We start from the raw sequence: 13,014 nt of genomic DNA, 5'->3' as shown, positions 1-13,014 counted from the left end.
ATATAGTTTAAAGGCTGCGATGCGCGTAATGTTAATTAAGTTTTAACCTTTAAGCTGTAATAGGGAGTTTTATATTGAAGCCGGAATGTCATGCCTCCTTAGAGAGGAAGACAGGAACGTTTCTGCAAACACCCACTTTGAGGAGTGGTGGTTTAAAACTTTCTTACTTAGATTACGGCATCCGCAGCTTTTCCTAGGATGATTCAAGCCATTTTCCATTTCGGAAAATGGCTTTTTATTTTCTGAAAATGCGAAATTGAACAGATCGCCTGTAGAGGCAAGAATATATGTTAAAATGGACAAAACTAATGACGGAGAGGGAATTGGATGTTAGAACAAGCAGAAGCACTCCTGAAACAATACTATGGCTTTGATGTCTTTAGAAAAGGACAGAAACAAGCCATTGAAGCGATTGTAAATAAACAAAAGGATACTGTCTGCATTATGCCGACAGGCGGAGGGAAGTCAGTTTGCTATCAGATCCCTGCCCTCATGATGGAAGGTACAACGATCGTTGTATCTCCGCTTATTTCTTTAATGAAGGATCAGGTCGATGCGTTAAATGAGATGGGAATACGTTCTTCCTTTTTAAACAGCACACTTTCCGCAGCTGAAATGAATGAAAGGCTGAAAAAATGCGAAAATGGGGAATATGAGCTGCTTTATATCACACCTGAACGCTTACAAAATGAACGTTTTTTTCAGCTGCTGGATCGGTTAACGATCCCTTTAATCGCGATTGATGAAGCGCACTGTATATCTGAGTGGGGGCATGATTTTAGGCCAAGTTATCGCTTCATTCAAGAATGCTTGAACAAGCTGTCAAAAAGACCGGTGATTGTCGCATTAACAGCTACAGCGACGAAAAAGGTCCACCAAGATATATGTGAACAGCTTGGCATGAACGGAGAAGAAACCATCTTTACTGGGTTTGCTAGAGAAAATTTGTCCTTTCAAGTGATCAAAGGGGAAAATAGTGACCGTTTTATCACACAATATATGAAGAAAAACAGTCTTGAGTCTGGCATTATTTATACAGCAACTCGTAAAGAAGCGGATAACATTTATAATCGACTAAAAAAACAAAAGATCAAAGCTGGCGTTTATCATGGCGGTTTGGATGACCATACGAGAGAAGAGCAGCAAAACCTGTTTTTAAATGATGACATCCAGGTTATGGTCGCTACATCAGCATTTGGCATGGGAATCAATAAGTCGAATGTACGTTTTGTGATCCATCATCAAATTCCAAGGGATATTGAAAGCTACTATCAAGAAGCTGGGCGTGCCGGCAGAGACGGGCTTGAAAGTGAATGCATTTTACTGTTTTCACCACAAGGCGTAAGAGTGCAGCGCTTTCTCATTGAGCAGTCAATAGAAGATGAGACGCGCTACCAACATGAGCTGCTTAAATTAAGGCAAATGGTGGATTACTGTCATACTGAGCAATGTCTGCAGCAATTTGTGATGGACTATTTTGATCAAACAGCTAGTTCGCCTTGCGGTAAATGCAGCAACTGCCTTGATGAAAGAGAGCGTGAAGAGGTCACAAGAGAAGCACAGATGGTGTTATCTTGTACAGTGAGGATGAATGAGCGATTCGGTAAAATGATGATCGCCCAAGTACTGGCAGGCTCTAAAAACAAAAAAGTGCTTGAGCTAGGTTTCGACCGTCTCCCTACATATGCTTTAATGAAACAACATTCGGCTCAGCAAATCAGTGACTTCATTGAATTTTTAATTACAGAAGAGTATTTGCACATGTCTGAAGGTGCTTACCCAACACTTAAGGTGACCCATAAAGGGAAGAAAGTGTTAGTTGGACAAGAGACAGTGTATAAAAAGCAGGCGATCAAAGCAGAGGCCATTCAAGAAAATGATGCATTATTTGAGCGATTGAGATCGCTGAGAATGAAGCTAGCTAGAGAGCAAGGCGTCCCGCCATTTGTTGTATTTTCTGATCAAACATTGAAGGAAATGTCAGCTGTAGAGCCTCAAACAGATGATGAATTACTCCAAATTAAGGGGATTGGCGCTCAAAAAAGAGAGAAATACGGAGATGTTTTTTTAGAAGAAATTCGTTTATTTATAGAAAAAGAGAAAAAATAAAGTGTTTAAAGAAGAAAAATAAATTTTTTTTCGCTGCACTTGGACACGTTTTCATCAGGTCGTTTTCGATCCTTTTAAAACCTTGATATGGCGGGGAATCAAGCCGTTTTGTGGTCTGATTTACCAATGGAGAGAGATGTTTCATGTAAAGGAACTGTAATCTAAAACATATCGTTTTGTTATTGAAATGACATTTACATATGTTACGATAGCACTCGTTAGCCGCCATAAAAAGCTAACAAGGGAGGATTTACTTTATGAAGAAGACTATTATGTCCTTGGTTGCTGTTGCAGCAATCTCAACAACAGCATTTGGAGCGCAGCAAGCTTCTGCAAAGGAAATCACTGTACAGAAAGGTGATACACTTTGGGGAATCTCTCAAAAAAATGATGTGTCTCTAAAAGACCTAAAGGGTTGGAACAATTTATCTACTGATATGATCTATGTAGGTGATAAATTGACAATCTCTTCAAAAGAGAAAACTCAGGAGCAGTATAAAGTCCAGAAGGGGGACAGCCTCTGGAAAATCGCTCAAAAATTCAATGTGTCAATTAGCGATATTAAGTCTTGGAATAACTTAAACTCAGATATAATCATGGTTGGTTCAACACTAAGTGTTGCTGGCCAAAGCTCGGCTCCGGTAAGCTCAGAACCTGTTCAAAAACAGGAACCTGTCCAAAAAGAGCAAACAACGAAAAAAGCTGCTCCTAAAAAGGAAACAGCTAAAGCAGAATCATCTTCTGCTAGTCAGAGTGTACAAAAAGAAATGACTGTTACGGCTACGGCTTATACAGCAAATGATGGTGGCATCTCAGGTATCACTGCAACAGGGGTAAACTTAAACAAAAACCCAAACGCAAAAGTTATTGCAGTAGATCCTAGTGTCATTCCATTAGGAAGTAAGGTTTATGTTGAAGGCTACGGTGAAGCCATCGCAGCAGATACTGGCGGCGCAATTAAAGGTAACAAAATTGATGTACATGTACCAAGCAAATCCCAAGCGCAAAATTGGGGCGTAAAATCAGTCAAAGTAAAAGTACTTAACTAGTAAACAATTGTTTTTTTGGAAGAAAGCATCAGGTGGCGGCCTGATGCTTTTATTATACCCTTTTTTTGGTCAAAAATACACATATTTTTCTGAAAAGTTTGCATTTTCGACAAAAAGCAGCGCATATCTTATGATACACGCTGGTTTTTGTCGTTAGCTGTCCACCCAATAAATTTCTCCGCTTTGTTCTTTCCAATTGATTTGAACATCAAATTGATGCTTTTCATAAAAATGAATCAAGCGATCCACGTGATTCCAGTCCCTTTTGACGAGGTCGCCAGTAATCACTGGTATGTTCTGCTCTCTTGCGATTTCTTTTAAATGCTTCATACAGATGGAGCCGTACCCATTATCTGGCGGGCCTTTAATATCGGCAATATGAATCTTTCCTTCTTCAGGATATTCCGCAATTAAGGAAAAATCAGATTGTCCGCGAAAAGCTTTTTCACAATCGCTCAACATAATTTTACATGTATCTGCACTTTCAATGGCAGAGACGATCATCCACTCATCTTCTTTCGCTTGATTGATGCCAATGATTTTTGCTTTTTTCGAAATATCTTTCATATTTTCTTGCATTCGATACATTTGGAACTGCAATTGCTGTAATTCTTGCTCTAACGTCTTCACATCTTTGGCTGTTTCCTGTAAGATTGACAAGTCCATTACTCCTTTCATATCAGAAATGATAAAAATCACATAAATTCCAATTCTAAAGGAAGTGGATGGATCTTTCAAGCCGTTAGAACGCCTGCAACCCTTAAGTTTGTCTAAAATTCGACGAAGACAGCGAATTCATTGACTTTATAGAGAAAGTTAAATAACATACTCTTAGTCGGAACTAATAAAGAGAGGTTTTCAAACATGAACGAACAGAATCAAAAACCGAAAAATTTCACTGGTATTGTGATCATTTTAACAATTGCCATAAACGGATTAATCGCTTTATTATTTTTAATGCCAAAATCAGATAAATTTAGTCATCTGGATATTACATTTTTGCCGTTACTTAATGCCGTGATGAACAGCTTTACGTTTATCTTTTTACTTTCAGCACTCATCATGATTAAACAAAAGAACATTAAAGCGCATAGACGATTTATCTTTGCTGCATTTTCAACGACACTTGTCTTTTTAATTTCGTATGTGACATATCATTCAATGGCAGCTGATACCCATTTCGGAGGAGAAGGGATCATCCGTCCAATTTACTTCTTTATTTTAATCACACATATCGTCTTATCAGCTGTAATTGTACCGCTTGCCCTAATTACTCTTTTTAGAGGCGCACAGATGCAAGTCGAGCGTCACCGTAAAATTGCCCGCTGGACAATGCCGCTATGGCTTTATGTCAGTCTCACTGGCGTCATTGTGTATATGATGATTTCTCCATACTACAGCTAACGTATGCCCAACTGGACATACGTTCTTTTATTTACAAGAGGCAGTGCTTTGGATAAAATGGGAATTGGGTATCCGACTTGCACGGTATCTTCCCATCTATAGACTCACATCATTTCTGGCCGTTTGCTCGTTTGGAGAACAACAATTGAACGAAACGGGGGTTATATGATGACTGAACAACTGCAGTATAAACCGGGGCTTGAAGACATTGTGGCAAGCGAAACGTCTATCTCATACTTAGATGTGCAGCAAGAAGAAATTGTAATTCGCGGGTATGACCTCATCGAGTTGGCACAAAAAAAGACCTATTTAGAAACAGCCTATCTGCTTATTTATGGAAGATTACCAGATACCATGGAATATCACCAATTTCAGCAAGACATTTCCTCACAAACCAACTTACATCCAACCATTCAAACCATTTTAACAAAGCTGCCAAAAACCACTCATCCTATGGATGCCATGAGAACGTGCATATCTGCTCTTAGTGGGTACGATGATGCATTACATGATCGATCAGAAGCGTGCCAGCAAAGGCGTGCTGTTCGATTACTCGGCCAGCTGCCGGCCATTGTTGCTGGAAGCTATCATATTCTCACAAAAGACGCCGCTATTTCTCCAGATCAGACCAAATCCTACACTGAAACCTTTTTAGCCATGCTCACAGGACGTACTCCAACACAAGACGAAATCACCGCTTTTGACCAAACACTCACATTATATAGTGAACATGAACTGCCTAATTCAACGTTTGCCGCTAGAGTCATCGCATCCACACATTCTGACATGTATGGTGCTTTTACTGGAGCGATTTCTTCATTAAAAGGTGACTTGCACGGGGGAGCGAATGAAGCTGTCATGCACATGCTTCTCGAAGGAAAAACAACGGAAGGATTCCTTGCGCTGATTGAACGAAAATTAGCCGCAAAAGAAAAAATGATGGGCTTTGGCCATAGGGTATACATGAGAAAAATGGACCCAAGAGCCGCTCTTTTAAAACGATCATTGAAAACGCTTACGGAATCAAAGGGAGATACAACGCTTTATGACATGTGTGCAGCAGGCGAGGCATACATGAAAGAGAAGAAAAACCTCTATCCGAATCTTGATTATTACGCCGCACCTATTTATTACGTGCTCGGGATTCCAATTTCACTTTATACACCGATTTTCTTTGCTGCTAGAGCCAGTGGATTAGCAGCCCATGTTATTGAACAGCATTTGCATAATCGCATTTTTAGACCGAGAGTCCGGTATTTAGGACCAAGAGGATTAAAAGTCTCAGATGATGATAGAAAAACGGGGGAATGAACATGAATAAAACAGCAGTCGCCAATCAAACGGATCAGCTATTAGAAGAAATCGCAGCCTATGCAGTAGACGGGGAAATTACGAGCAAAGAAGCCATTGAAACAGCGCGGTATGTACTGATAGACACACTCGGCTGCGGAATGCTGGCGCTCAATTTTCCGGAATGTACGAAGCATCTTGGCCCCATCGTACCTGGTACCGTTGTGCCTAACGGAGCAAGAGTTCCAGGCACTTCGTTTGTGCTAGATCCTGTTCAAGCGGCTTTTGATATAGGCTGTATGATTCGCTGGTTAGATTATAATGACACGTGGCTTGCAGAGGAGTGGGGACATCCGTCAGATAACTTAGGCGGAATATTAGCTGTAAGTGATTATATCAGCAGAACGCGGCTTGCAAACGGTGAAGAGCCGCTTTCGATGAATGACGTACTGCATGCGATCGTCAAGGCACATGAAATTCAAGGTGTGCTCGCTTTAGAAAATTGTCTGAACCGAAATGGCTTGGATCATGTGTTATTTGTCAAAGTGGCAACAAGTGCTGTTGTGTGTGCATTGCTTGGCGGAACAAAGGAAGACGTGCAGGATGTTTTATCGCAAGCGTTTGTTGATAATTCTCCGCTTAGGACGTATCGCCACGCCCCAAACACAGGATCAAGGAAATCGTGGGCAGCGGGTGATGCAACAAGCCGCGGGGTAAGACTGGCAATGATGACACTAAAAGGGGAAATGGGCTATCAAACGCCGCTCAGTGCTGAGAAGTGGGGCTTTGAAGATGTTCTTATGCAAGGAAAATCTCTCACACTCGCTCAGCCGCTAGGATCATACGTCATAGAAAATGTGCTTTTCAAAATTGCTTATCCTGCTGAATTTCATGCCCAGACGGCTGCAGAGGCCGCTATGATGCTGCATGACGCTGTAAAAGATCGATTAGATGAAATAGACCGGGTAGAGATTACAACACATGAATCAGCGATTCGGATTATTGATAAGAAGGGGCCACTGTATAACCCAGCAGACCGCGATCATTGCTTGCAGTATATTACCGCGATTGGATTGATCTATGGTGAGCTGACAGCTGACCATTATGAAGAAGAAACGGCGCGAAATCCGGCCATTGATCGTCTCCGGGATCAAATGGTTGTCAAAGAAGATAAACGTTATACAGCAGATTATTTAAATCCGAAAAAGAGATCAATAGCAAACTGTGTGCAGATCTTCTTTAAAGACGGGACGATGACAGACCGAATCGAAATTGAATATCCACTTGGTCATCGCAGAAGAAGGCAGGAAGGCATTCCGCTGCTTGAAAAGAAATGGCTCTATCATTTGAAGACGAGATTTCCACAAAAACAAGTGGATCAAATTGTGTCACTCTGTCAAAATCCAAATCAATTAAAAACAACAACCGTACCATCATTTATGGACCTATTCGTCATATAAGGGGGAACTAGTGTGTGGATCGTGAATGATGAATCAAGTCAAGCAGATTTAGCCGCAGCCTTTAAAGAACAAATGCACAAATCATCTTTATTTCAAATCCCAGGCGTTCACGATGGAATGTCTGCGCTTTATGCAAAAAAAATGGGCTTCCAAGGGCTCTATTTATCTGGCGCCGCTTTTTGTGCCAGCAAAGGACTGCCTGATCTCGGCATGATCCATTCAACGGAAATGGCTGAAAAAGCGAAGGAAATCACTCGAGCTTCTCAGCTGCCGCTTTTGGTAGATATGGATACTGGCTATGGCGGCGTATTGAATGCTGCAAGGGCGGCCAAAGAAATGGTAGAGAGCAAGGTGGCAGCTGTTCAAATTGAAGATCAGCAAATGCCAAAAAAATGCGGACATTTAAACGGAAAGTCGCTCGTTCCAGTAGAAGAGATGATCGCGAAAATCAAAGCCATCAAACAAGCGGCACCAACGCTTTTGGTGATTGCAAGAACCGATGCAAAGTCTGTAAACGGGATGGAGGATGTCATCCGCAGAGGCAATCTTTATCTCGAAGCAGGAGCTGATGCTATTTTTCCTGAGGCGCTCATTACAGCTGAAGACTTCACGCATGCGTCAAGCAGCATAAAAGGACCTCTTCTTGCAAATATGACGGAGTTTGGTAAGACACCTTATTATCATGCAGACGAATTTTCGATGTTTGGATTTCAGATGGTCATATACCCTGTGTCATCACTTAGAGTCGCTGCAAAAGCGTATGAGCGTTTATTTACAGAAATCATGGAGAAGGGGACGCAGCAAGGAATGCTGAAGGACATGCAAACGAGAAAAGAGCTGTATGAAACGATTCAATATGATGAATATGAGGAAATGGATCAGCATTTAGCGAAAACGATCCTGCCGGAAATCGGGAAAGAACAGCCATAAAATGAAAAGCACTTCCTAAACGGAAGTGCTTTTTTTACGATGATGGTGTGGATGATGAAGCCAATTTCATCTTTTCTTCAACTGTTTTCGTTTTTTCTTTTACTTTTTCAGCATAAGTGAAATCACCGTAGCAATACGGATAGCGGAAGTTATCTTTGTTGCCTCCGCACGTATAGACTTCGGGGTTTTGTTTCACTTGCTTTTTGGAGTATTGCTTTGCCAATTTCTCGGAATGTTTTCCCCCGTTTTTTGCAACAAAATCAATATAGCCGATTCCCATATTATAGCTTTGAATAATGGTTTCCAAATCAACGCCTTTTTTCTTCCCATGCTTGTACATAGTAGAAAAATGATGGACTCCTTGTCTAATGCTTTTCTGAGGGTCATTGATTTCATTTCGTTTCAAACCAAGAGATTCAGAGGACTGCATTGGATCTCCGCCTCTACCTTTTGATTCTTGATACATCATACCGAGGATTAACGCGGTATATTGATCTAAATCTTGATCTCTTAGCTCTGTTTCTACAAGCGGCTTGTAATCATCCAATCTCGACAAAACAATTGATTCCGTATCAATCGGCAGCTTTTTTAATTCCTTTTGATTAAAGGACATGACAATGGCTGCTAATACGAAAACAAACAGAAAAATCGTGAAGCAGCCTGAAATGGCAAAACATCCTGTTTTTTTCTTTTTCAAGGTCAGTTCACCCCTGTTTTGCCCCGCTTTTAAAAGGGAAGTACAGCCTTTTTATTATGCCATATCCTGCACAGGATACCAAGTGAAAACCTTATAATCAATCATACCCAAATGTAAATTCGGGTCTTGTTTTCAGTCTGTAGCAGAAATAAACAAAACCGATAATCAGCCAAAGCATACCAATGATTAATGCATTTGTACTGATGCTCGTTAACAGCCAAATACAAAAGGCCGTCCCGCACAGAGGGATCAATGCGTATCTCAATGTATTGAGTACACCTCTTTGTTTTTGTCTGACGAAATAGTACGCAAAAACAGACAAGTTCACAAAAGTGAATCCAATCAACGCGCCGAAGCTGATAAAGGAATAAATGACTTCAAGTTCGCCAACGACTGCGGTTAAGGAGAAAGCACCAATTAATAAAATATTAAAAACAGGAGTTTTTAATCTCGGATGAATATATCCGAAGAAACGCTTCGGTAACGACTCATCTCTACCCATTGCATATAACAGCCTTGCTGCACTTGCATGTGACGATAAGGAAGAAGAGATGACAGCGACCATTGTGCCAGCTAAAAAGAACGAGTGGAGAAATGCGCCCCCCACAAATTCCGCAATTTCAAGTGAGGCAGCATCGGGATGCTTGAACTGTTGAAAATTTGGAAATACCTGCTGCAAAAAATAAGACGTCAAGGTAAACAGTACGCCTCCAATGGCGACGGTTAAGAAGATGGCAAGTGGGATCATCTTTTTTGGCTTAATGGTTTCCTCAGACATGGTCGAAATTGCATCAAATCCTAGAAACGAAAAACATAAAATGGTCGCTCCTGAAAAAATAAGCGCTGGTTCTAAGCTCGCTGAATAAAAAGGCCGGGCGGACAATAATTCTCCACTTCCAGCGTTTTGTGTGAGCCCATAAATAACAAACCCAACAAAAGTGACGGCGACAATGACCTGGAAGGTCACAAATAGTGCCGTGATGTTGGCTGTAAGCCGAATACCGATTACATTGACAGTCGTTATGGCGATAGCAAGTATGATGATCCAAATGTAATGAGGTACATCAGGAAAGGCTGCGGTTAAATAAGCACTTCCGATCGCAAAATTCACCATAGGCAAAAATAAATAATCCAGTAAAAGTGTCCAGCCCACAAGGAAGCCGACATGAGGATGAATACTTTTTTGCGCATATGTATAAGCAGATCCTGCTTTTGGAAAAGCCTTCACCATATTCCCATAGCTAAGCGCTGTCAATAGTAATGCAAGTAACGTAAATATATAAGCTGCAGCGACGTGTCCTTTCGTCAGCTGAGCAACAATGCCGTATGAATCAAATACGACAAGTGGATCCATATAAGCAAGCCCGATCACAACAAGTGGAAAGACAGTCAGGCTGCGTTTTAGTCTTGGCTCTTCAGTCAATTTGCCTATCAGCTCCTCTAAAAAAATGAATAAATAATGCTCATTTTAAAAAGAATGCTACCAAGTGTCAATGCTATTTGAGTAAATCTTTTTTCTAAAGTGTGCCCGCTTTGCATGCCGGACGTTTTGGTATATGATGATACAGAGAATAAGTCGTGATTTGACGGACAAGAAAGGTGAAGCAAAATGAAGGAAGAACTGAATACAAATCAAGAACAGGAACGGATGGAGCTGGATGAAGAAAGTCTATTTCTTGTCTCCCAAACCTTTAAAGCTTTATCTGATCCGACTCGTATTCGAATTCTGCACCTGCTGTCTCAAGGTGAACACTCGGTAAATGATATAGCAGAAACACTGAATCTCATGCAATCAACCGTTTCTCATCAGCTGCGCTTTTTAAAAAACCTTCGTCTCGTGAAATCTAGACGAGCAGGGACCTCGATTTTTTACAGCCCTGAAGATCAGCATGTGATGGAAGTGCTTGAACAGATGATTCACCATGCACAGCACGATTGATAAAAAACCTTCCTACGCCTATAGGAAGGTTTTTATGCATGATGCATATGTGTCGATCGTTTACTTGCTTTCATCATGTGATAAGAAAAAACAACATAGTAAGCAGCTAAAAGAAAAAAGCTGAGCATGGTCATCGCATCATCGCTCACGATATGCTGATATAGTTCAACGACACTGATCTTGGTCATCGAATGGTTTGTCAGCTCAACCAGCTTAAAACTAAGCCTGGATAAAAACAAACATAAAATGAAGCTTTCAATCCATTTACTCGTTTTCATATACAGCCGGCCATTTTCTTCTTTCATTCGAATCGTCTGATAGGCATGAATAGCCAGGCTGCTTCCAAAAAGCATGCCAATAGCGGCATAGATGAAGATACTGTGATTTTGCCATCCTTCTGATAGGAGAATAAGGGCAGAGAGACCAAAGATATACATTCTCATCAAAAGACTGATGGGGCGTACAAGCTGATAGCGTCTCATTCGATTCATTCGAATCATGATGCAGATCAACATAATGCTCCCAATCATGAACAACTGCCACACGTTATGTGTCATGATGCAACCTCCTCCTGCACGTGCAGGGATGTAAACGAATGCTGGCTGTTACTTATCTTTACCATTCTTTCTTTTTTTATCAAAACAAAACCTACATTTATGAAAAAGAGGAAAAGTCATGAAAATCGACCGCATTTTATCTATTGTGATGCTGCTCATTAGCAAGAAGCAGGTACAGGCGAAAGATCTTGCTGAACTCCACGAAGTGAGCGTGAGGACCATTTATCGTGATATTGATACCATCAACCAAGCGGGAATCCCTATTGTGACAACCCAAGGAGCAGGTGGAGGCATTTCACTTGTTGAGGACTATCGTTTAGAGAAAAAATTATTTACTGATGATGACATCGAGGTCATTTTAACAGCCCTCGAAAGCATGACGAGTGCGTACTCCTTTAAAGAAAGTGAGCATGTACTGAAAAAAATCAAATCGCTCATTCCCACGCATACGGGTGAAAGTGAAAAACAGCATCATGTCTTCATTGATTTAAGCTCCTGGGGAAAAGACAGCCAGGCTGAGCAGAAGCTCCAGCTCATCCATACAGCTGCCTCAGCGCACCAATATATTCAGTTCACCTATCGCAATGCGAAAGGCGAAACACTTCCACGCAAAGTGGAGCCTTATACGCTTGTTTTAAAAGGAAGGCATTGGTATTTGTATGCGTTTTGTTGTGTGAAAAAAGCTTTTCGTCTGTTCAAGCTGACCAGAATGACGGGTCTTGTCACCATTTCAGGATATTTCCAACCGAAAAGAATCAAAAACGAAGAGAAGCCTTGGAATGACTCTTGGCAAGAACAACCATCGGTCAGCTCTGTCACGCTCAGGTTAACGGAAGCATCAGTGGGCAAAGTGAAGGAATGGGTGGATGAGAACGAATTGAACGTATGTTTAGACGGAAGCTATCTTGCCACCATCACTGTACCTCAAGATGATTGGTTAAATAGTTTCCTATTCCATTTAGGTCCAGATGTCGACATTCTTTCCCCGAAGCATGTCAAAGAAGCGTTTGATCTCCAGTTGAAACAATTTCTCAAACGAATGGAAACTTGACACAATGTTGTCAGGTTTCTTTTTATATGATAGAAAAAAAGGAGATGAGAATGTATGTACGATATCGTGACATTAGAGAAACAATGGATGAAAGGGTTGTCTGTTCGAACAACAAACGAAATGGAGCTGACAAAAGAGCGGAAGATTGCACCTCTTTGGCAGCAATTTTTTGCGCAGCAGCTGCACGGGGGACAAGCGCCCGTCATAGGGCTGTATTCAGATTATGAAAAAGATGAGCATGGCTCTTATTTATTCACAGCGGGACACTTTGTGGATCAGCACTTAGAACATGTAAAAGAGATTCCCTCGTCCACGTACGCAAGATTTCGAACGAGAAAGGGGCCGATTGAAGAAGTTGTGCTTGAAACATGGCAGCAGATTTGGAATTGGGATCAGCGTTATTTTCGCACATATACAGGGGATTTTGAATGGTACGATGAAAGGTCTATTGATCCAAAAGAAGCGCAAATCGATATTTATATTGCGGTCGATGAAAAAATAGTTGCTAAAACTAATAGTATTAGTTAA

General features: G+C 41.1%; 13 protein-coding genes and 1 other RNA gene. 10 read left to right on the top strand and 4 right to left on the bottom strand.

What is annotated here, in order from left to right; all coding sequences use genetic code 11:
- Window positions 1-8 precede the first annotated feature (8 nt).
- The 3 genes from ssrS (at window position 9) to MHH26_RS07265 (ending at window position 3,158) form a co-directional block, all read left to right on the top strand.
- A non-coding RNA gene (ssrS, locus tag MHH26_RS07275) (6S RNA) lies at window positions 9-194 on the top strand.
- A gap of 133 nt (window positions 195-327) precedes the next feature.
- Window positions 328-2,109 (top strand): DNA helicase RecQ, encoded by a 1,782-nt coding sequence (gene recQ, locus MHH26_RS07270; protein WP_340972876.1) that lies wholly within the window; start codon window positions 328-330, stop codon window positions 2,107-2,109.
- 257 nt (window positions 2,110-2,366) lie between these two features.
- Window positions 2,367-3,158, top strand: coding sequence for a LysM peptidoglycan-binding and 3D domain-containing protein (locus tag MHH26_RS07265; protein ID WP_340972875.1), 792 nt, complete (start codon window positions 2,367-2,369; stop codon window positions 3,156-3,158).
- Window positions 3,159-3,311: 153 nt separating this feature from the next.
- Here MHH26_RS07265 and MHH26_RS07260 read toward each other — a convergent pair whose 3' ends face one another.
- A complete protein-coding gene (locus MHH26_RS07260) occupies window positions 3,312-3,824 on the bottom strand; it encodes a hypothetical protein (protein WP_340973802.1) in 513 nt (170 codons plus the stop codon).
- A gap of 198 nt (window positions 3,825-4,022) precedes the next feature.
- On the opposite strand from MHH26_RS07260, the gene MHH26_RS07255 reads away from it, so the two are divergent.
- From MHH26_RS07255 to prpB, 4 genes are all read left to right on the top strand, one after another.
- Window positions 4,023-4,562, top strand: coding sequence for a DUF420 domain-containing protein (locus MHH26_RS07255; RefSeq protein ID WP_003215636.1), 540 nt, complete (start codon window positions 4,023-4,025; stop codon window positions 4,560-4,562).
- A 168-nt stretch (window positions 4,563-4,730) separates the two neighbouring features.
- On the top strand, window positions 4,731-5,873 hold the full coding sequence (gene mmgD, locus MHH26_RS07250; protein WP_307499767.1) for a citrate synthase: 1,143 nt from the start codon (window positions 4,731-4,733) through the stop codon (window positions 5,871-5,873).
- 2 nt (window positions 5,874-5,875) lie between these two features.
- Window positions 5,876-7,312: a bifunctional 2-methylcitrate dehydratase/aconitate hydratase gene (locus MHH26_RS07245; protein ID WP_340972872.1), complete on the top strand. Its 1,437-nt coding sequence runs from the start codon at window positions 5,876-5,878 to the stop codon at window positions 7,310-7,312.
- A 12-nt stretch (window positions 7,313-7,324) separates the two neighbouring features.
- Window positions 7,325-8,242: a methylisocitrate lyase gene (gene prpB, locus MHH26_RS07240; RefSeq protein WP_334749410.1), complete on the top strand. Its 918-nt coding sequence runs from the start codon at window positions 7,325-7,327 to the stop codon at window positions 8,240-8,242.
- Between the two features lie 34 nt (window positions 8,243-8,276).
- Here prpB and MHH26_RS07235 read toward each other — a convergent pair whose 3' ends face one another.
- Both MHH26_RS07235 and MHH26_RS07230 read right to left on the bottom strand, forming a co-directional pair.
- Window positions 8,277-8,939 (bottom strand): lysozyme family protein, encoded by a 663-nt coding sequence (locus MHH26_RS07235; protein ID WP_034660911.1) that lies wholly within the window; start codon window positions 8,937-8,939, stop codon window positions 8,277-8,279.
- Window positions 8,940-9,036: 97 nt separating this feature from the next.
- Complete coding sequence (locus MHH26_RS07230; protein WP_340972870.1) at window positions 9,037-10,362, bottom strand: APC family permease; 1,326 nt, start codon at window positions 10,360-10,362, stop codon at window positions 9,037-9,039.
- Between the two features lie 186 nt (window positions 10,363-10,548).
- On the opposite strand from MHH26_RS07230, the gene czrA reads away from it, so the two are divergent.
- Complete coding sequence (gene czrA / locus MHH26_RS07225) at window positions 10,549-10,878, top strand: Zn(II)-responsive metalloregulatory transcriptional repressor CzrA (protein WP_007500691.1); 330 nt, start codon at window positions 10,549-10,551, stop codon at window positions 10,876-10,878.
- Between the two features lie 32 nt (window positions 10,879-10,910).
- Here the strand turns inward: czrA and MHH26_RS07220 are convergent, their stop codons facing one another.
- Complete coding sequence (locus MHH26_RS07220) at window positions 10,911-11,435, bottom strand: mother cell-specific membrane sporulation protein (protein WP_340972868.1); 525 nt, start codon at window positions 11,433-11,435, stop codon at window positions 10,911-10,913.
- A 118-nt stretch (window positions 11,436-11,553) separates the two neighbouring features.
- On the opposite strand from MHH26_RS07220, the gene MHH26_RS07215 reads away from it, so the two are divergent.
- Complete coding sequence (locus MHH26_RS07215) at window positions 11,554-12,486, top strand: helix-turn-helix transcriptional regulator (RefSeq protein WP_340972867.1); 933 nt, start codon at window positions 11,554-11,556, stop codon at window positions 12,484-12,486.
- A 54-nt stretch (window positions 12,487-12,540) separates the two neighbouring features.
- Complete coding sequence (locus MHH26_RS07210; protein ID WP_034660907.1) at window positions 12,541-13,014, top strand: GyrI-like domain-containing protein; 474 nt, start codon at window positions 12,541-12,543, stop codon at window positions 13,012-13,014.

This window comes from Bacillus sp. FSL K6-2839 (assembly GCF_038003365.1).
Classification (GTDB): Bacteria; Bacillota; Bacilli; order Bacillales; family Bacillaceae; genus Bacillus.
The sequence above is the reverse complement of the archived record's forward strand: the minus strand, read 5'-3'. Positions and strand labels throughout refer to the sequence as shown.

Excerpts from the sequence above, each read along its gene's own strand:
- recQ (WP_340972876.1), top strand. The coding sequence starts at position 328 with ATGTTAGAACAAGCAGAAGCACTCCTGAAACAATACTATGGCTTTGAT.
- MHH26_RS07265 (WP_340972875.1), top strand. The coding sequence starts at position 2,367 with ATGAAGAAGACTATTATGTCCTTGGTTGCTGTTGCAGCAATCTCAACA.
- MHH26_RS07260 (WP_340973802.1), bottom strand. The coding sequence starts at position 3,824 with ATGGACTTGTCAATCTTACAGGAAACAGCCAAAGATGTGAAGACGTTA.
- MHH26_RS07255 (WP_003215636.1), top strand. The coding sequence starts at position 4,023 with ATGAACGAACAGAATCAAAAACCGAAAAATTTCACTGGTATTGTGATC.
- mmgD (WP_307499767.1), top strand. The coding sequence starts at position 4,731 with ATGACTGAACAACTGCAGTATAAACCGGGGCTTGAAGACATTGTGGCA.
- MHH26_RS07245 (WP_340972872.1), top strand. The coding sequence starts at position 5,876 with ATGAATAAAACAGCAGTCGCCAATCAAACGGATCAGCTATTAGAAGAA.
- czrA (WP_007500691.1), top strand. The coding sequence starts at position 10,549 with ATGAAGGAAGAACTGAATACAAATCAAGAACAGGAACGGATGGAGCTG.
- MHH26_RS07220 (WP_340972868.1), bottom strand. The coding sequence starts at position 11,435 with ATGACACATAACGTGTGGCAGTTGTTCATGATTGGGAGCATTATGTTG.
- MHH26_RS07215 (WP_340972867.1), top strand. The coding sequence starts at position 11,554 with ATGAAAATCGACCGCATTTTATCTATTGTGATGCTGCTCATTAGCAAG.
- MHH26_RS07210 (WP_034660907.1), top strand. The coding sequence starts at position 12,541 with ATGTACGATATCGTGACATTAGAGAAACAATGGATGAAAGGGTTGTCT.